Genomic DNA, 16,903 nt, shown 5'->3' on the forward strand with positions numbered 1-16,903 from the left:
AATAAAGCAGACGGATTACTCTTTCGTCACCACCTGCATCGTCTCTCGCGAGATTTGTTTGAGTAACACCGTTTTATCTTTTTCCACCATTTCGGCTGATTCTTTGGTAAAATGACGAATGGTATACAGCGATACATTTTCGTTATAAGATACTTTGAATTTTTTGGACAAAATGGTTTTCAGCTCGTTGAAGTTCCCAAACTTATCTTCCACACAAACCGAAAAACTAATAGCAGAATTTTGTATTAAACTTACTTTAATCTTGAATTGATGCAATAACGAAAAAATCTCGCTGATGTTTTCTTCCATGATAAAAGAAAAATCGATAGAAGACAGTGAAATCAACAATTGATTTCTTTTTACGATGTAACACGGCACTTGAGGCTCTAAATCTTTGCCTTTGGAAACACTGGTACCCGGCAACAGCGGATTGACAAACGATTTTACATGCAGCGGAATTTCTTTTTTCTGAAGAGGTTGCAGAGTTTTCGGGTGGATTACCGTGGCTCCGTAAAAAGCCAACTCGATCGCTTCCCGATAGGAAATCTGGTTGAGCAAAATGGCATTTTCAAAATAACGCGGGTCAGCATTCATCACCCCGGGAACGTCTTTCCAAATGGTCACGCTTTCGGCATTTAAACAATAGGCAAAAATGGCTGCGGTGTAATCTGAACCCTCTCTGCCCAAGGTTGTGGTGAAATTGTTTTCATCAGAGCCTAAAAATCCCTGCGTAATGTTGAGCGCTTTCTTTTTGATTCCTTTTGAAATAAACTGCTGTGTTTTTTCCCAATCAACATTAGCATCGCGGTAGGTATTGTCGGTTTTGATGAAATTGCGAACATCAACCCAATTATTTTTCAAACCGGCATGGTTGAAATAGTGGCTTACAATTGTAGTAGATACAATTTCTCCGTAACTCACAATTTGGTCATATACAAAGTTGTAATTCGGAGACTTATTGCTTCTTATGAAATATTCCAAATCAGCAAAATGGCTGTTGACCGCATAAAAAACTTCGTGTTCTTCGTCGTCAAACAAATCCAACAGAATTTGGTTGTGGTATTTTTTAACTTCTTGTAATGAGGCGTGTAATTCATTCGACTTATCAAAATAATTTTTGATGACAACTTCCAGAGCATTTGTGGTTTTTCCCATGGCGGAAATAACTAGCAAAGTGTCTTCGTGCCCCACTTTTTCCAAAACGCTGAATACGTTTTTTATCCCATCGGCATCTTTCACGGAAGCGCCGCCAAATTTGAATATTCTCATGAGTTACAGTTTGCTTAAAAATTGATTGATTCCTGTTTCATCCATCTGTGCCACGCGCCAATCGTCTAAAACTTTGGCTCCTGATTTGACATAAAAATCAATGGCAGGAGTGTTCCAGTCTAGCACATTCCACTCTATTCTTCTAACGTTATCTTTTTTGCCCTGAGCGATAATCTCTGAATACAACGCAAAGCCCAAACCGGATCCTCGCATATTTTCTTTAACGATTAAATCCTCTAGGTGAATGGTTCTGCCTTTCCAAGTTGAGTAACGGTAGTAATATAATACCATGCCAACGATTTGATTGTCAACTTCTGCGACAAACGTGTAAAAAAGTGGATTTTCGCCAAACCCATCGCGCTCTAAATCGGGCACAGTCAACACAACGGCATCGGGTTCTTTTTCAAAAGTGGCCAATTCCTGAATCAATTCAAGAACGGCTTTCATGTCTTTTTTTTCGCCTTTTCGAATGATCATGCAGAATTATTTTTTCTTCTTTTTAGTGGTTGTTTTTTTGGTAGTAGTTGCCGCCGGCGCTTTGTTAGAAAATTTTTGTTGCACGTAGGGTTTGTATAAACCATCAGCAGTAGCTCTGGCTCTGGCTTTATCAGCCCTGTCTTGCGGATCGGGGTGAGAACTCATCATTTTACTCAAAAAATCAGCATTACCACCGCCACTCATATTAGCCAAAATTGCAAAAGCAGATTCTTCAGCATTGACATCGTACTTGTTGCGCTTTAGAAATTCATAGGAAAAAAGGTCAGCCTCCGACTCCTGCTTACGGCTGTATTTATTGTCGATAATGACGCTTGCTATTTGCCCGTATTGGCTGTCAGTTAGCTTGGCTATTTTATCCGATTGAGAAGAAACAGCGCCCACCAATGCTGCTTTTCGCAACGCTGCTTTCATGGCATCACGGGAGTCGTGATTGGCAACGTGACCAATTTCGTGACCAATTACCGCCAACAGTTGATTGTCATCCATAATATCCATCAAGCCCGAAAAAACCCTTACACTGCCATCTGCGGTAGCAAATGCATTGACATCTTTGGTCAAGTATACTTTGTAGTTCAACTGCAGTCCGTTTTCATTGGCATGTTTTCCGAAGATTCGGTTTAACCGCAGGGTGTATCCGTCTTTTGGGCCTGCTACTGTGTTGGTAGAATCCATTTTGCGCACAGCTTCTTTTGAAATGGCAGCGGCATCTTCGTCACTAAACGTAAAACTGGCAACCCCTGACTGGAGTGCTCCCATAGCTTTGTCTCCCAAATTAATCTGGGCATTTATTTTGGTACAACTCAATGTTGAAACAACAATAGCGGCAACTAATAATCTCGCTTTCATGGTTTTTATTTTTACAAATTATAAGTAACAAATATAAAACAAGTTTTGCTGAGATTTGGCTTTACATTTTTTTAAATTTCAGTTATTCTTTAATAAAAAAAACGATATTTGTAACCACAACTACAACTCATTTGCAATGGAAGAACGCAATAAAACCCTCGGTGAATTCATCATCGAAAAACAATCCGATTTTAAATACTCATCGGGAGAATTATCTAGAATCATCAACTCTATCCGACTGGCGGCCAAAGTCGTAAATTACAAAGTTAACAAAGCCGGCTTAGTAGATATCATTGGGGCCGCAGGCGACCAAAACATTCAGGGTGAAGACCAACAAAAATTGGATGTTTACGCCAATGAGGTTTTCATCCAAACCCTTATCAACAGAGAAATTGTGTGCGGAATCGCTTCGGAAGAAAACGACGATTTTATAACCGTTGCCGGATCTGACAACAGTCACAATAACAAATATGTAGTATTAATGGATCCCTTGGATGGTTCTTCTAATATTGATGTCAATGTTTCTGTGGGAACTATTTTTTCGGTGTACAGAAGAGTTACTCCTGTGGGAACGCCGGTTAGTATTGAAGATTTTCTTCAACCCGGGACCAAACAAGTAGCGGCTGGCTATGTGACCTATGGCACCTCAACCATGTTGGTTTACACAACCGGGCACGGCGTAAACGGATTCACGCTCAATCCGGCAATCGGAACATTTTACTTGTCGCATCCGGACATGCAGTTTTCCAAAGACGGCAACATCTACTCCATCAACGAAGGAAATTATGTGCATTTCCCTCAAGGCGTAAAAGATTATATTAAATATTGCCAGTCTGAAGAGGGCGATCGCCCTTACACCTCAAGATATATAGGAAGTTTGGTTTCCGACATTCACAGAAACATGATTAAAGGAGGCATTTATATTTATCCGACCAGTTCCAAATCGCCAAAAGGCAAACTGCGCCTGTTATACGAATGCAATCCTATGGCTTTCATCACTGAACAAGCTGGTGGTAAAGCCTCGGACGGTTTCGGAAGAATTATGGAAATTCAACCTACTGAATTACACCAACGCGTTCCGTTTTTTTGCGGCAGTTACAATATGGTTGAGAAGGCGGAAGAATTTATGGCCAAATACAGTTAACAAAAAAGCCCCGAAATTCGGGGCTTTTTTTATTACTTATTCATGTGAGTCATTTCGTAAACGAAGGTGTCGGCATCAACATTCAATACCAACAATGACAAAGCTTTATCAATGATGAATGGCACGTTACTAGGAGTAAATCCCAGTGCTAAAGCAAATTTAGTAAGGATTTGTTTTTGTTTTGGTCCCAATACATGATCGGCATAAACCATTCTCGACAAATCGTACAAACGTTCTAAACGCTGAGTATACAAATAAGGAGGATTGATTGGGTATTTTAACGGATTTTCCAAAATCTCTTCGTACTCCTCTTTTGAAATCTCCAAACGAACAGCTAATTTGTCTAAAAACTCTCTTTCTTCCTGACTCATATCTCCATCAGCCGTGGCAACGCGCACTATAGCAGAGAAATGTCCTTTATTACGGGCTTTGAATTCGCTATCAAATAAATCTGAAATTGACATAATTGTATCGGTTTTAATACTGCAAATATAAGGCAATTTCCCATTTTTGGGAAACCAATTTAAAAAATGTTTTTCGTCGATTTAGACCTCAATTTTGATTCGGCATTCAAAATAAATTGTAAGTTTACGTTCCAAAACCACCAAATTACCATGTCTGATTTCTGGATATACTTTAACATCGGGTTGAAACACGTGCTCAACCTTTTTGCCTACGATCACGTTTTATTTTTATTAGCACTCACAGTTCCTTACGAGTTCAAATCCTGGAAACGCATCCTGATTCTGATTTCACTGTTTACTCTGGGACACACCATGGCGCTCATGCTTTCGGTATTCAACATCGTCACCGTAAAAGCCAATATCGTCGAATTTTTAATTCCCATAACCATACTCATAACGGCTTTGTACAACATTATCGTTTCGGGTAAATCGAGTAAAAAAGACAGCATTTCATTCGTAGGCATAATAACGGTCTTCTTCGGAATCATACACGGCCTTGGCTTTTCAAATTATTTCAACAGCATCCTCTCCGGCAAACCTACCGACAAGCTTTTACCACTGTTTGAATTCGCAATCGGAATTGAAGCGGCCCAAATTATTGTTGTTCTTGCCGCATTACTGTTGGCCTACATGACGCAAACCTTGTTCAAATTCTCCAAACGCGATTGGACCCTAACCATTTCCGCCTTTATTGTAGGAGTAGTCATTCCTATGATTTTACAGAACGAAATTTGGCAAAAATAATTGTTCAGAAGCGAAACGTTTGGGTATATTTGCTATCCATGTTCCTGCTGTCCGCTCTACTTCGGTGCCGCTCCCATCAGGGCTAGATAAACAACCATTTGAATACCTGTTATCCTTGCGATACTGAAACCCGTTCAATACAAAATGAAAGAAGGAAAACAAAAAAAATACGACGTAGCTTATTTAAGAATCGCTGCCGAGTGGAGCAAACTATCCTATTGCAAACGCAAACAGGTAGGCGCCATCATCGTACGCGACCGCATGATCATCTCCGATGGGTACAACGGAACCCCTTCCGGGTTTGAAAACTGCTGCGAAGACGACGAAGGCCTAACCAAGTGGTACGTGCTTCATGCCGAGGCTAATGCCATTTCCAAAGTAGCCCGTTCCACCCAAACCTGCGAACACGCCACACTATACATCACGCTATCGCCTTGTAAAGAATGCAGCAAACTCATCCACCAGTCGGGCATCAAACGGGTAGTATACCAACACGGTTACCGCGACACTTCGGGTGTAGACTTTTTAGAAAAAGCCGGAGTTGTAGTACACCAAATCGAGAATTTAGAATCACTATAGACGGAGCCTGTCTCTATGAAATCAAAAGAAAAATACCTGCCCCTGTTATTGTTCTCCTGCGTTGCTTTGGGAATCATCATTGGCGGCATGTTGAATTTCCCAACCCGAACCCTTTCTAAAAAAAGCGCCAGTAAAGCCAAAATAGAACGGTTGATAGATTTCATCAACGACGAATATGTTGACAACATCAATTCCGATTCGATAGTCGATTTGACAGTGAGCAGCATATTGGCTAACCTCGACCCTCATTCAGTTTACATTCCGCCAAGCGAACAATCTTCAGAAGCCGAAATTATGAAAGGTGACTTTGTGGGGATTGGCGTAAATTTTTACATGTACAATGACACGGTTACCGTGGTCAATCCACTGAAAGGTGGCCCCGCAGAAAAAGCGGGCGTTCAGGCCGGAGACCGTATTTTATATGCCGACAAATCTAAACTATTTGGCCGAAAATTGCCAACCGACAGTTTGTACAACAAACTCAAAGGCGAAGAAGGTTCAACAGTAACACTGACCATTTTCAGAAAAAGCTCCAACAAAAAACTAACCCTTACCGTTGAGCGCGAAGTGGTTCCGATTAAAAGTGTCGACACTTATCTGATGCTCAATAAAAAAACGGGGTACATCCGCATCAATCGATTTGCCGAAAATACTTATGACGAGTTTTATACCGGATTGGAAGCCTTGAAAAAACAAGGAATGAACACTTTAGTCATTGATTTACGAGACAACGGTGGTGGTTATCTGGAGAAGGCAGTAGCCATTGCTGACGAACTTCTGAAAGACAAAGAACTCATTGTTTTCACCAAAAATCGCAAAGGCAAAATCGATAAGACATACGCCACCAATGAAGGCATTTTTGAAACCGGAAGAGTTTTTGTTTTAATCGATGAAAACTCGGCATCAGCCAGCGAAATCTTGGCCGGAGCCATTCAGGATAATGACAGAGGAACCATCGTGGGTCGTCGTTCTTTCGGAAAAGGATTGGTGCAACGCGAAATGGATTTTGAAGATGGCTCGGCCGTAAGGTTGACGACTTCGCGATATTACACCCCAAGCGGACGTTCGATACAAAAACCATATACTAAAGGCGAGAGCGAAGCGTACAGTCATGATTTTGAAAAACGTTTTGAAAGTGGAGAACTCTATGCTAAAGACAAAATAAAAGTCGCCGATTCGTTGAAGTTCAAAACCAAAAAAGGGCGCATCGTTTATGGCGGAGGGGGAATCGTTCCTGATATTTTCGTGCCGCTTGAAGTCAAAAAAGGGGAAGAAAGTTTGGCTTATATTTTAAATTCGGGTGTTGTCGGGCACTTTGTTTTCGAACAATTAGACAAAAACCGAAAAGCTTTTCAGGGAATGGATTTCAATACTTTTCTAACCAAAATGCAAAACGAAACGGGCTACATTCAAAAGTTTGAAAGTTATCTGAAAGATGCCGGTTTAGAGATAAAATTAGAAAACAACAGAGTTTTGGTTAAAAAATACATCACTGCCGAATTTGCCCGTCAATTGTATGGCGAAAACAATTACTACCAAGTGATTTTGAAAGATGATGCTATGCTGAAAGCCGTGCTGAAGTAATTTTATTTTCGAACACTGTCGTGCACTTGCACATGAACCCCGTTATTCCATAGCGTCAATATATCTGTAGCCACCGCAGCACCACTACCGGCCGCTATTGCCAACTGGCTTCTCCAACCCGCTAACGTTCCGGTTACATAAATTCCTTCTGTAACTTTGTGGTCGTTGTTGCGCAGCTGAATACGGTTTTTCTCGGCTATAATTTTTTGATGTGGTATGACAAATTTTTCGAGACCTTCAATGGTAAAAGGATTTCCGGCTCCGATGGCCATAACCACTATTTTGGCTTGATGGATATTCTTATTGGTAGTTATCACAAAATTTCCGGCCTCGCCTTCAATCTTCATCATCTTCTCTTCCGGAATCTGTACAACATGTCCGTAATTATCGGCCAACTGCTCTTTACTTTCCTCAAGCAATGCGGCACCGAGTTTCCCCGAAGTGATTCCGTAAGCATTGAAAAAGACTGCATCCTGTAATGAGGATGCTTTTTGGTGGGTGATAATCCCTATTTTTTTATCTGCAGCAAAAGGTTTGTTTTGGGCTGAACCCAAAATCAAGGCACAAGACATGCCCGAAACTCCTCCGCCTATGATAAGGACATCAAACATGATTTAGTTTTTTAATTTGTCTTCGATTTTTTTTGACATTTTGAAAATCATCAGTATCAAAACGGCACAAAAAGAGGCAACAATACCAATGAGAGCAATCACACTGTTGCCTTCAAAAGGTTTGTCGAAATCAAGAAGAAAAATATTGACTATTATCAGAGCAACAGCAATAAAAAGAAGAATATTGGTAAAAATTTTCATGTACTTCGTTTAGGTGACAAAAATACTAAAATATGCTGTTACGCAAAAAGTCCTTTAACATTAGCGGCAAATAATTTAACAGCAATTGCCAAAAGTACTATACCAAATACCTTTCGGATAATACTCAGACCGTTTTCTCCAAGCATTTTTTCAATTTTAGAGGACGATTTCAATACGATGTAAACCAAAATAATATTTAAAAATATCGCTACAATAATATTAACCGTTTGAAATTGGGAACGTAACGACAGTAAGGTTGTCATGGTTCCGGCCCCGGCAATTAGGGGAAATGCAATGGGAACAATTGAAGCCGAAGACGCCTTTTCATCTTTGTATAAACGTATACCGAGTATCATTTCTAACGCTAAAAAAAACAACACAAACGAACCGGCAACAGCAAACGAGTTGGTGTCTATACCGATTAACTTGAGGATTTCTTCCCCTACAAAAAGAAAAGCAATCATGATTCCGGCAGAAACCAACGAAGCTTTTTCCGACTGGATGTGGCCAAACTTGGCTCTCAAATCAATAATCACCGGAATACTCCCAACTATGTCTATCACGGCAAAAAGAACCATGGTAGCCGTGGCAATTTCTCTAAAATCTATACTCATACCTTAAATTTTTTACAAAATTAGGTTTTTAAAACGTCATAAGTCAATTAACCCAAATTGATTTTTACCTTTGCGGTGAAAATAAAAATCCTAAATCGCAAATCCTAAACCCTATAATCATTCATGTTTCAATTAGGCAAAACCATAGTATCCGAAGATATTCTTGAAAAAGATTTTGTGTGCAACCTTTCAGCCTGCCACGGAGCTTGTTGTGTTGACGGAGATGCCGGAGCCCCTCTGACTCAGGAAGAAACCAAAATACTGGAAGAAATCTATCCGAAAGTAAAACCGTTTCTGCGCCCCGAAGGTATTGAAGCCATTGAAAAACTGGGCACTTGGGTGGTTGGAACCGACCAGGATTTAGAAACACCGCTAATTGACAATAAGGATTGTGCTTATGTTATTTTTGACGGAAAAACAGCGCTTTGCGGAATTGAACAAGCCTACAACCAAGGGATTATAAACTGGAAAAAACCGGTTTCTTGCCATTTGTACCCTATTCGCGTGAAAGATTTCAGCGAATTTTCGGCGGTAAATTATGACCGTTGGGACATTTGCAATCCGGCATGTACTCTGGGAAAAGAGTTGGAAGTGCCAGTGTATAAATTTGTAAAAGAAGCTTTGATTCGAAAATTCGGCCAGGATTGGTACACTGAATTAGAAAAGGTAGCCGAAGATTTAAAAAACGGAAAATAAAAAAAGCCGTCCGGTAAAAACGAGACGGCTTTTTTGTGGAGAAGATGGGGCTCGAACCCACGACCTTTTGGCTGCCAGCCAAACGCTCTAGCCAACTGAGCTACATCCCCAAAATTGAGTGAGCAAATATATCATTTTATAAAAACAAAAAACAATTCTAAAGCCAACTTTTTTTATTTTTATTAAAAATTTATATCAATGTCCCACGATTACAACTGATTTCAATTCATAAATATCATGAAACTCATCCTCCTCATCCAACAAGTAGACATTAACGAAAAAATCAAACATGCCCCGGATAACAGCTACCTCATCGGGGTTTGGATTGGAAACATCCTCCCGTTTGCAGTTATTGTGGGAGCCGCTTGGTGGATGTATGCACGCGCCAAAAAAAGACAAAACGAAGAGTAGTTATATTTTACTAAATTTGCAGGGCAAAAACACCTACTATGAGCAACATCAGAATCACCAAGCAATTTTCTTTCGAAACCGGGCATGCTCTTTACGGCTATGACGGCAAGTGTAAAAATGTACACGGGCACAGTTACAAGCTTTCGGTAACGGTAATCGGGCAACCCATAACGGATACTGAGAACGTAAAATTCGGGATGGTAATCGATTTTTCAGATTTGAAGAAAATTGTAAAAGAGGAGATTGTTGACTTGTTTGACCATGCTACGGTTTTTAATAAAAACACGCCTCACGTTGAGTTAGCCAACGAATTAAAATCGCGCGGGCATCACGTTATTTTGGTTGATTATCAGCCCACCAGCGAAAATATGGTTACTGATTTTGCCCAAAAAATAAAAAACCGTTTGCCCGACAACATTCAGTTGCATTCTTTAAAACTACAGGAAACAGACACGTCTTTTGCCGAATGGTACGCTTCTGATAATGCATAACTCTCCCTTTTGATGACTATAACTCCCCACAAGAAAATATACTTTGCTTCCGACCAGCACTTTGGTGCACCAACACCCGAGGCCAGTTTTCCGCGTGAACAAAAGTTCGTTGCCTGGCTCGACGAGGTGAAAAAAGATGCCGAATGCATTTTTCTTTTGGGTGATTTATTTGATTTTTGGTTCGAATATAAAACTGTTGTTCCAAAAGGTTTTATAAGAGTGCTGGGCAAATTGGCCGAAATTCGTGACAGTGGAATTCCGATTTATTTTTTTGTGGGGAATCACGATTTATGGATGCACGATTATTTTCAGAAAGAATTGAACATCCCGGTGTATCACGACAATCAGGAATACGAATTTAACGGCAAAGCGTTTTTAATTGGTCACGGCGACGGCAAAGGGCCGGGAGACAAAGGTTATAAACGGATGAAAAAAGTATTTACCAATCCGTTTTCTAAATGGCTGTACCGATGGTTGCATCCTGATATTGGTATGAAGCTGGCACAATACTTATCGGTAAAAAACAAACTGATTTCGGGCGAGGCTGATGTTAAGTTCTTAGGCGAAGACAACGAATGGCTGGTGCAATACTCAAAACGAAAACTCGAAACCAAACACTATGATTATCTGGTCTTTGGTCATCGGCACCTTCCTATGATAATCAAAGTGGGAGAAAATGCTCAATACGTAAACTTAGGCGACTGGATTGGTTATTTTACCTATGGCGTTTTTGACGGAGAACAATTTGAATTGAAAGAATATTAATTATTTCAAATCTTTCAATCGGAGTTGAATGCTGACATTCCCGTTGAACTCATTTTCATCTATGCAGTAAACCGCATCAAAAGGAGCTTGGTTTTTTACCCGTTCTAATTTATTTCCCAATCCGAAACCTATAGCCCCAAATCCATCCGAGCCATTTTGTTTGACAAACAATTTTAAATGGTCTTCCTCTATCCCAATTCCTTTGGCATAACCGGTATCTTTCATGCCTTTAGTCATGAATACGGGAGTCATATTTTGAGGTCCGAAAGGTTCAAACTGGTTCAGAATGCGAAGCAATTTTTCGTTGATATCGGTTAGGTTTATTTCGGCATCAACAGAAACTTCAGGTGTGAGTAAATCGGGATGAATGGTCTCCTGAACCACTCTTTCAAATGCCTCTTTGAAAGCCGCATAATTCTCCTCTTTAAGCGTCATACCGGCAGCATACATGTGTCCGCCAAATTGTTCGAGGTGTTCGGCACAAGCTTCTAGGGCATTGTAAATATCAAAATCTTTCACCGATCTTGCTGAAGCCGCCAACTTATCACCGCTTTTGGTAAAAACTATGGTTGGACGGTAAAAGGTTTCTGTCAGTCGGGAGGCTACGATACCTATAACCCCTTTATGCCAATTTTCATTGTAAACAACCGTAGTGAAGTTTTGGGTTTCCTTATTTTCGTGAATTTGCGAAAGCGCCTCAGTAGTAATTTGCTTGTCTAAATCTTTGCGGTCACTGTTGTATTTTTCAATCTCGCAAGCAAATTGTTCGGCTTGATCCAAATCGTATTCTGTCAGCAACGCAACAGCCTCGTTTCCGTGTTTAATTCGTCCGGCAGCATTGATTCTCGGTGCAATAATAAAGACAACATCGGTAATGGTAAGTGCTTTTTTCTTTACATTTTGAATCAAAGCTTTGATACCGGGACGCGGTGCCGAATTGATTACTGCTAACCCAAATTTGGCCAAAATGCGGTTTTCTCCGGTCATGGGAACAATGTCTGCTGCTATGGCTGTAGCCACTAAATCGAGGTAAATTTGCAAATCGGCCAAGGTTTGGTTTCGATTTTTAGCTAAAGCCTGTACCAATTTAAATCCAACCCCACACCCACACAATTCGTCGTAAGGATAGGTGCAGTCTTCTCTTTTGGGATCGAGTACCGCAACTGCTTCGGGCAACATATCTCCCGGTCGGTGATGATCACAAATGATAAAATCGATGTTTCTTTCGTTGGCATAAGCAACATGGTCAACCGATTTGATTCCGCAATCCAGCGCAATAATTAACGTGAATTCATTGTCTTCGGCAAAATCAATACCTTTATAGGAGATACCATACCCTTCGTCATAACGATCGGGGATATAAGTGGCCACATTAGGGTAAAAACTTCTCAGATAACTTGACACCAAAGAAACCGCTGTGGTTCCATCAACATCATAATCACCAAAAACCAATATATTTTCGTTGTTTTCTATAGCGGTTTCAATCCGACTCACAGCCTTATCCATGTCTTTCATCAGATAAGGATCATGCAAATCCTCCAAACTCGGTCGGAAAAATTGGCGCGCCTGTTCAAACGTTGCTATGTCGCGTTGCAGTAAAAGTGTAGCTATGAGTTCACTTACCTTTAACTCGGTTGCCAAGGCTTTTACTTTTTCAGAATCGGGTTTGGGTTTTTGGGTCCAGCGCATACTTAATTACGAATTGAGAATTATAAATTACAAATACTAAAAGTAAGAAAAATATTTTAAAAACAACTCTTTCCTTCCTTTTGAAAAACTGACTTTATATTTATTACTTTTGGGGTATAAAAGTACTGTAAAATGCAAATTCAAGGACAGATTGTAGATATCGAAAATAAACGAATTTATTCGGGAGAAATTACCGTGGTCAATGGCAAGATAGTTTCCGTTATTGAAAAACATCACGAGGTAAAAACCTACATCCTACCCGGATTCATTGACGCCCACATTCATATTGAAAGCTCGATGCTGGTGCCTTCCGAATTTGCCAAGATTGCTGTACTGCACGGAACAGTAGCAACTATTTCAGACCCACATGAAATTGCCAACGTTTTGGGAAAAGAAGGCGTGCACTACATGATTGATAACGGTAAAAAAGTGCCTCTGAAGTTTCATTTTGGCGCTCCGTCCTGTGTGCCGGCTACCTTTTTTGAAACGGCCGGAGCTGTAATCGATTCAGAACAAATCAAAGAATTAATGGCTTTGCCTGATATTTATTATTTATCCGAAATGATGAACTATCCCGGCGTTTTGTTTGACGATGAAGAAGTGATGAAAAAAATTGCCTGGGCCAAACATTTCGGTAAACCGGTTGACGGTCACGCTCCGGGATTACGCGGAGAACCTGTAAAAAAATACATCTCAGCCGGAATTTCTACCGATCACGAATGTTTTACGTATGAGGAAGCCGCTGAAAAATTATCACTTGGCATGAAGGTCATCATTCGCGAAGGCAGCGCCGCCAAAAACTTTGAAGCTCTGATTGACTTACTTCCGAACCATTATAATAATATGATGTTTTGCTCGGATGACAAACATCCTGATGATTTGATTTTGGGTCACATCAACCAACTTTGTGCCCGCGCGGTTGCTAAAGGTATTGATGTTTTTAAAGTATTGCAATCGGCGTGTGTCAATCCGGTGCATCATTACAAAATGGATGTGGGATTACTCAGAGAAAACGATGACGCTGATTTTATAGTAGTAGAAGATTTGGTAAACTTCAAAGTAAAACAAACCTACATCAACGGAGAATTAGTAGCCGAAAACGGCAAGTCGTTTGTGAAACACGTCGCTTTTGAAACGCCTAACAATTTCAATACTTCTGCTAAAAAGGTGAGCAATTTTGAGGTTCCGAGTTCCGCCAAAACAATTCGCGTTATTGAAGCTTTGGAAGGCCAATTGATTACCAATGAAATTCACCATGCGTCATTACTACAAAACGGGAAATTGGTTTCCGATGTTGAAAATGACATTTTAAAAATGGCTGTCGTGAACCGCTATGCCAATACCCCGCCGGCAGTAGCTTTTATCAAAAATTTTGGTTTAAAAAAAGGAGCCATTGCCAGTTCAGTAGCGCACGACTGTCATAATATTGTTGTGGTAGGAACTTCGGATGAAGAAATTTGCCATGCGGTGAATCTGTTAATCCAAAACACCGGTGGAATTTGTGCAGTGAATGGCGAGGTTCAAAAATCACTGGCACTACCTGTAGCGGGTATCATGAGCGATAAAAACGGTTGGGAAGCCGGGCGTTTGTATCAGGAAATTGACGCAATGGCTAAATCATTAGGCAGTACGTTGAAAGCTCCGTTCATGACACTTTCCTTCATGGCATTGTTGGTTATTCCTGATTTGAAATTATCAGACAAAGGATTATTCAGCGGCAACAGCTTCTCGTTTGTAGATTTGGAAGTTAAGTAGAAGAAAGACGCTTTGCTGCAACAGAAAAATAATTTTAATCTTCTGTGCCTCTTGCCTCTTGTTTCTTGCTTCTTGCTTCTAAAACCTTTCCGCCAACCACTACCACTATTTCTCCTTTGGGTGGCTTGGCCTCAAAATGTTTCAGGACTTCTTCAGCAGTTCCGCGGATGGTTTCTTCGTGTAGTTTAGATAATTCTCGTGAAACCGAAACAGGTCGGTCAGCACCAAAATACTGAACATACTCAGCTAACGTCTTTACTAATTTATGAGGCGAAACATAAAAAATCATGGTTCTTGTCTCCTCGGCTAATGCCAAATAACGAGTCTGTCTGCCTTTCTTTTCAGGCAAAAACCCTTCAAACACAAAACGGTCATTGGGCAAACCACTATTGACTAAAGCAGGTACAAAAGCGGTAGCACCGGGCAAGCAATCCACTTCAATATTGTTTTCGACACAGGCGCGGGTCAACAAAAATCCGGGATCTGAAATGGCCGGCGTTCCTGCATCGCTGATGAGTGCTATGGTTTCTCCGGCCTGTAATCGTTTGATTAAATTTTCCACTGTTTTATGCTCGTTATGCATGTGGTGGCTGTGCATGTGGGTCGCAATCTCAAAATGCTTGAGCAGTTTACCGCTGGTACGAGTGTCTTCGGCCAAAATTAAATCGGCTGCTTTCAAAACGGCAATCGCCCTGAATGTCATGTCATCTAAGTTACCTATTGGTGTCGGAACAATGTAAAGCTTCCCCATTTTATACTGCATTAGTTCAGTATTATTGGAATTTGTTGGCAATTAATTCCATAAAACGCTCCGCATAATCTTCGTTGCCCTGCCAATTATTGTAATCCGGTTTTACCATATCATCAATAAAGTTTTTGGCTTCTTCAAACGAATCAAAAGTATTCAACTGCGACAACACACGATTAAAATCTTCGTTGCTTTCATCAAAAAGATGTTTCACAAATCCAATTCGGTCATTCAGTCCTATGGCAATCGATTTTGTATTTGACTCATGAATAACCGGTGATTTTGGCTCGCTGATTGCTTCAGTGGCGGATGTTGCAAACAGAGACACGTCATTTGGCTTTACAAAAATCGGGTCTTTGAATTCATCACTCAGGAAATTTTCTACTTTAACTTTTGGGGTATCCGGTGTTACCTCTGAAGCCGTTTCAGCTGGTACCGTTTCCTCTTCAGCTTCGGGTGCCGGTTCTTCATGGGTTTCTTCTTCCAGCTCAAATATGGGTTGGAACGCTAAAGCGGGAGCTTTCTGCTCAGTCGTTTCCGGTTGGGTTTCTTCCGCGGTTTCTTGCTCCGGTGTTGTTTCCGACACCACTTCCGGAGCCGGGGCTTCTTCTTCCTCTGGAATAATTTCTTCAACCGCCGATTCCGAAGCAGTTGTTATTTCAACCTCAACTGTTGCTTCAGTTTCTTTCTCAGGTTCTGCCGACAGGATTTCTGAAACGGGTTCAACCACAGTTTCTTCTAAATGATGGGTTAACTTTTCTTCTAAAACGGCTTCTGCCACATCTGCATTCACCGATTCAAAATTGTCCTGATAGAATTTTAAAACCGTTAGTGTTTCGTATAGTTTTTGAGTTTCTTTATACAATTGATCTACTTCCGATTTATTTTTCAGTTTTAAAATTCGGTGGGCAATGCTGATTAATTCGGCTTCTAATCTTTTTTTCATACGTTTTAAAATTATGGTAACTCGGCGTTATTTTTTTTAGTGAGTTCCTTCCCGGTATTTTATTTTGCAAAGCGAATAAGGAACCTTGATTAAAATTTTCTACATTTGAATCGACGTAAAAATAGAAAAATTTCAGGTCGGTTTGTTTGCGTTACAAAGTAACAAAAGTATTCAAATTTTAAAGGTTGAAAATTACAAAATGTTTCTCGAAAATACAGTAAATCATAAAGAACAATTTGGTTGGATTGAAGTCATCTGCGGTTCGATGTTTTCGGGCAAAACCGAAGAACTCATCCGCCGATTGAAAAGAGCCCAATTTGCCAAACAAAAAGTGGAAATTTTCAAGCCTTCTATCGACATTCGTTATGATGAAGAAATGGTGGTTTCGCACAACAAAAACGAAATTCGCTCTACTCCTGTTCCTGCCGCTGCCAATATCCGTATTTTGGCACAGGGTTGTGACGTAATCGGCATAGACGAAGCCCAGTTTTTTGATGACGAAATCATAGCGGTTTGCAATGATTTGGCCAATTCGGGAATCAGGGTAATCGTAGCGGGGCTCGACATGGATTTTAAAGGCAATCCTTTTGGACCAATGCCTGCTCTGATGGCCACAGCCGAATACGTGACCAAAGTACATGCCGTATGTACGAGAACCGGAAATTTAGCCCATTACAGTTTCAGAAAAACCGATAGCGACAAACTGGTTTTACTGGGTGAAACCGAAGAGTACGAGCCGTTAAGCCGTGCCGCCTACTACAAAGCTATGCGTGAAAACATGGAGGTCAAAGACCCAGAACATTTATCCAAAGAAGACCCGAGCGCAGCGAACTGACGCAGTAATAATT

20 protein-coding genes and 1 tRNA gene are annotated in these 16,903 nt (G+C 40.6%); 10 read left to right on the forward strand and 11 right to left on the reverse strand.

Features of this window, described 5'->3' with window-relative positions; genetic code table 11:
* Positions 1-15: 15 nt before the first annotated feature.
* Genes EZL74_RS00555 through EZL74_RS00565 form a run of 3 tightly spaced genes read right to left on the reverse strand, consistent with a single transcriptional unit; the run spans position 16 to position 2,613 of the window.
* A complete protein-coding gene (locus EZL74_RS00555; RefSeq protein ID WP_131474638.1) occupies positions 16-1,269 on the reverse strand; it encodes an aspartate kinase in 1,254 nt (417 codons plus the stop codon).
* Between the two features lie 3 nt (positions 1,270-1,272).
* Positions 1,273-1,746, reverse strand: coding sequence for a GNAT family N-acetyltransferase (locus tag EZL74_RS00560; RefSeq protein ID WP_131474639.1), 474 nt, complete (start codon positions 1,744-1,746; stop codon positions 1,273-1,275).
* A 6-nt stretch (positions 1,747-1,752) separates the two neighbouring features.
* On the reverse strand, positions 1,753-2,613 hold the full coding sequence (locus tag EZL74_RS00565; RefSeq protein ID WP_131474640.1) for a M48 family metalloprotease: 861 nt from the start codon (positions 2,611-2,613) through the stop codon (positions 1,753-1,755).
* Between the two features lie 136 nt (positions 2,614-2,749).
* Here EZL74_RS00565 and fbp point away from each other — a divergent pair, with 136 nt between their 5' ends.
* Positions 2,750-3,757 (forward strand): class 1 fructose-bisphosphatase, encoded by a 1,008-nt coding sequence (gene fbp / locus EZL74_RS00570; RefSeq protein ID WP_131474641.1) that lies wholly within the window; start codon positions 2,750-2,752, stop codon positions 3,755-3,757.
* A gap of 32 nt (positions 3,758-3,789) precedes the next feature.
* On the opposite strand, the gene EZL74_RS00575 is transcribed toward fbp, so the two are convergent.
* Complete coding sequence (locus EZL74_RS00575) at positions 3,790-4,221, reverse strand: tellurite resistance TerB family protein (RefSeq protein WP_131474642.1); 432 nt, start codon at positions 4,219-4,221, stop codon at positions 3,790-3,792.
* A 150-nt stretch (positions 4,222-4,371) separates the two neighbouring features.
* On the opposite strand from EZL74_RS00575, the gene EZL74_RS00580 reads away from it, so the two are divergent.
* From EZL74_RS00580 to EZL74_RS00590, 3 genes are all read left to right on the forward strand, one after another.
* The gene (locus EZL74_RS00580) at positions 4,372-4,965 is read left to right on the forward strand and encodes a HupE/UreJ family protein (RefSeq protein WP_131474972.1); all 594 of its coding nucleotides are present in this window, start codon (positions 4,372-4,374) and stop codon (positions 4,963-4,965) included.
* 144 nt (positions 4,966-5,109) lie between these two features.
* Entirely contained in the window at positions 5,110-5,544 is a 435-nt protein-coding gene (locus EZL74_RS00585) for a deoxycytidylate deaminase (protein ID WP_131474643.1), read from the forward strand.
* 15 nt (positions 5,545-5,559) lie between these two features.
* Entirely contained in the window at positions 5,560-7,128 is a 1,569-nt protein-coding gene (locus EZL74_RS00590) for a S41 family peptidase (protein ID WP_131474644.1), read from the forward strand.
* 2 nt (positions 7,129-7,130) lie between these two features.
* Here the strand turns inward: EZL74_RS00590 and EZL74_RS00595 are convergent, their stop codons facing one another.
* The 3 genes from EZL74_RS00595 to EZL74_RS00605 are packed head-to-tail and all read right to left on the reverse strand — an operon-like array spanning position 7,131 to position 8,554.
* Positions 7,131-7,739: an FAD-dependent oxidoreductase gene (locus EZL74_RS00595; RefSeq protein ID WP_131474645.1), complete on the reverse strand. Its 609-nt coding sequence runs from the start codon at positions 7,737-7,739 to the stop codon at positions 7,131-7,133.
* Positions 7,740-7,742: 3 nt separating this feature from the next.
* Positions 7,743-7,940 (reverse strand): hypothetical protein, encoded by a 198-nt coding sequence (locus tag EZL74_RS00600; protein WP_131474646.1) that lies wholly within the window; start codon positions 7,938-7,940, stop codon positions 7,743-7,745.
* Positions 7,941-7,978: 38 nt separating this feature from the next.
* Complete coding sequence (locus tag EZL74_RS00605; RefSeq protein ID WP_131474647.1) at positions 7,979-8,554, reverse strand: MarC family protein; 576 nt, start codon at positions 8,552-8,554, stop codon at positions 7,979-7,981.
* Positions 8,555-8,677: 123 nt separating this feature from the next.
* Here EZL74_RS00605 and EZL74_RS00610 point away from each other — a divergent pair, with 123 nt between their 5' ends.
* A complete protein-coding gene (locus EZL74_RS00610; protein WP_131474648.1) occupies positions 8,678-9,250 on the forward strand; it encodes a DUF3109 family protein in 573 nt (190 codons plus the stop codon).
* 36 nt (positions 9,251-9,286) lie between these two features.
* On the opposite strand, the gene EZL74_RS00615 is transcribed toward EZL74_RS00610, so the two are convergent.
* A tRNA-Ala gene (locus tag EZL74_RS00615) sits at positions 9,287-9,360 on the reverse strand.
* A gap of 127 nt (positions 9,361-9,487) precedes the next feature.
* On the opposite strand from EZL74_RS00615, the gene EZL74_RS13175 reads away from it, so the two are divergent.
* From EZL74_RS13175 to EZL74_RS00625, 3 genes are read left to right on the forward strand one after another with little or no spacing between them, the layout of a single operon-like run.
* Positions 9,488-9,661, forward strand: coding sequence for a hypothetical protein (locus EZL74_RS13175; protein ID WP_193553744.1), 174 nt, complete (start codon positions 9,488-9,490; stop codon positions 9,659-9,661).
* A 38-nt stretch (positions 9,662-9,699) separates the two neighbouring features.
* Positions 9,700-10,152 (forward strand): 6-pyruvoyl trahydropterin synthase family protein, encoded by a 453-nt coding sequence (locus EZL74_RS00620; RefSeq protein WP_131474649.1) that lies wholly within the window; start codon positions 9,700-9,702, stop codon positions 10,150-10,152.
* Positions 10,153-10,164: 12 nt separating this feature from the next.
* Complete coding sequence (locus tag EZL74_RS00625; protein ID WP_131474650.1) at positions 10,165-10,917, forward strand: UDP-2,3-diacylglucosamine diphosphatase; 753 nt, start codon at positions 10,165-10,167, stop codon at positions 10,915-10,917.
* On the opposite strand, the gene recJ is transcribed toward EZL74_RS00625, so the two are convergent.
* On the reverse strand, positions 10,918-12,606 hold the full coding sequence (gene recJ / locus EZL74_RS00630; RefSeq protein WP_131474651.1) for a single-stranded-DNA-specific exonuclease RecJ: 1,689 nt from the start codon (positions 12,604-12,606) through the stop codon (positions 10,918-10,920). It lies immediately after the preceding gene.
* A 132-nt stretch (positions 12,607-12,738) separates the two neighbouring features.
* Here recJ and ade point away from each other — a divergent pair, with 132 nt between their 5' ends.
* Positions 12,739-14,361 (forward strand): adenine deaminase, encoded by a 1,623-nt coding sequence (ade, locus tag EZL74_RS00635; protein ID WP_131474652.1) that lies wholly within the window; start codon positions 12,739-12,741, stop codon positions 14,359-14,361.
* A 34-nt stretch (positions 14,362-14,395) separates the two neighbouring features.
* Here ade and rsmI read toward each other — a convergent pair whose 3' ends face one another.
* Together rsmI and EZL74_RS00645 are read right to left on the reverse strand one after the other, a co-directional pair.
* Complete coding sequence (rsmI, locus tag EZL74_RS00640) at positions 14,396-15,112, reverse strand: 16S rRNA (cytidine(1402)-2'-O)-methyltransferase (protein WP_131474653.1); 717 nt, start codon at positions 15,110-15,112, stop codon at positions 14,396-14,398.
* A gap of 22 nt (positions 15,113-15,134) precedes the next feature.
* Positions 15,135-16,055: a hypothetical protein gene (locus EZL74_RS00645; RefSeq protein WP_131474654.1), complete on the reverse strand. Its 921-nt coding sequence runs from the start codon at positions 16,053-16,055 to the stop codon at positions 15,135-15,137.
* A gap of 199 nt (positions 16,056-16,254) precedes the next feature.
* Here EZL74_RS00645 and EZL74_RS00650 point away from each other — a divergent pair, with 199 nt between their 5' ends.
* Complete coding sequence (locus EZL74_RS00650; protein WP_131474655.1) at positions 16,255-16,890, forward strand: thymidine kinase; 636 nt, start codon at positions 16,255-16,257, stop codon at positions 16,888-16,890.
* The last annotated feature ends 13 nt before the right edge of the window (positions 16,891-16,903 follow it).

The sequence above is a fragment of the Flavobacterium silvisoli genome (assembly GCF_004329815.1).
Classification (GTDB): Bacteria; Bacteroidota; Bacteroidia; order Flavobacteriales; family Flavobacteriaceae; genus Flavobacterium; species Flavobacterium silvisoli.

What these genes read in the sequence shown, in the direction of transcription:
- EZL74_RS00645 (WP_131474654.1), bottom strand. Translation starts at nt 16,055, where the DNA reads ATGAAAAAAAGATTAGAAGCCGAATTAATCAGCATTGCCCACCGAATT.
- recJ (WP_131474651.1), bottom strand. Translation starts at nt 12,606, where the DNA reads ATGCGCTGGACCCAAAAACCCAAACCCGATTCTGAAAAAGTAAAAGCC.
- EZL74_RS00605 (WP_131474647.1), bottom strand. Translation starts at nt 8,554, where the DNA reads ATGAGTATAGATTTTAGAGAAATTGCCACGGCTACCATGGTTCTTTTT.
- rsmI (WP_131474653.1), bottom strand. Translation starts at nt 15,112, where the DNA reads ATGGGGAAGCTTTACATTGTTCCGACACCAATAGGTAACTTAGATGAC.
- EZL74_RS13175 (WP_193553744.1), top strand. Translation starts at nt 9,488, where the DNA reads ATGAAACTCATCCTCCTCATCCAACAAGTAGACATTAACGAAAAAATC.
- fbp (WP_131474641.1), top strand. Translation starts at nt 2,750, where the DNA reads ATGGAAGAACGCAATAAAACCCTCGGTGAATTCATCATCGAAAAACAA.
- EZL74_RS00620 (WP_131474649.1), top strand. Translation starts at nt 9,700, where the DNA reads ATGAGCAACATCAGAATCACCAAGCAATTTTCTTTCGAAACCGGGCAT.
- EZL74_RS00595 (WP_131474645.1), bottom strand. Translation starts at nt 7,739, where the DNA reads ATGTTTGATGTCCTTATCATAGGCGGAGGAGTTTCGGGCATGTCTTGT.
- EZL74_RS00625 (WP_131474650.1), top strand. Translation starts at nt 10,165, where the DNA reads ATGACTATAACTCCCCACAAGAAAATATACTTTGCTTCCGACCAGCAC.
- EZL74_RS00555 (WP_131474638.1), bottom strand. Translation starts at nt 1,269, where the DNA reads ATGAGAATATTCAAATTTGGCGGCGCTTCCGTGAAAGATGCCGATGGG.
- EZL74_RS00600 (WP_131474646.1), bottom strand. Translation starts at nt 7,940, where the DNA reads ATGAAAATTTTTACCAATATTCTTCTTTTTATTGCTGTTGCTCTGATA.
- EZL74_RS00590 (WP_131474644.1), top strand. Translation starts at nt 5,560, where the DNA reads ATGAAATCAAAAGAAAAATACCTGCCCCTGTTATTGTTCTCCTGCGTT.
- EZL74_RS00580 (WP_131474972.1), top strand. Translation starts at nt 4,372, where the DNA reads ATGTCTGATTTCTGGATATACTTTAACATCGGGTTGAAACACGTGCTC.
- EZL74_RS00575 (WP_131474642.1), bottom strand. Translation starts at nt 4,221, where the DNA reads ATGTCAATTTCAGATTTATTTGATAGCGAATTCAAAGCCCGTAATAAA.
- EZL74_RS00610 (WP_131474648.1), top strand. Translation starts at nt 8,678, where the DNA reads ATGTTTCAATTAGGCAAAACCATAGTATCCGAAGATATTCTTGAAAAA.
- EZL74_RS00560 (WP_131474639.1), bottom strand. Translation starts at nt 1,746, where the DNA reads ATGATCATTCGAAAAGGCGAAAAAAAAGACATGAAAGCCGTTCTTGAA.
- ade (WP_131474652.1), top strand. Translation starts at nt 12,739, where the DNA reads ATGCAAATTCAAGGACAGATTGTAGATATCGAAAATAAACGAATTTAT.
- EZL74_RS00585 (WP_131474643.1), top strand. Translation starts at nt 5,110, where the DNA reads ATGAAAGAAGGAAAACAAAAAAAATACGACGTAGCTTATTTAAGAATC.
- EZL74_RS00565 (WP_131474640.1), bottom strand. Translation starts at nt 2,613, where the DNA reads ATGAAAGCGAGATTATTAGTTGCCGCTATTGTTGTTTCAACATTGAGT.
- EZL74_RS00650 (WP_131474655.1), top strand. Translation starts at nt 16,255, where the DNA reads ATGTTTCTCGAAAATACAGTAAATCATAAAGAACAATTTGGTTGGATT.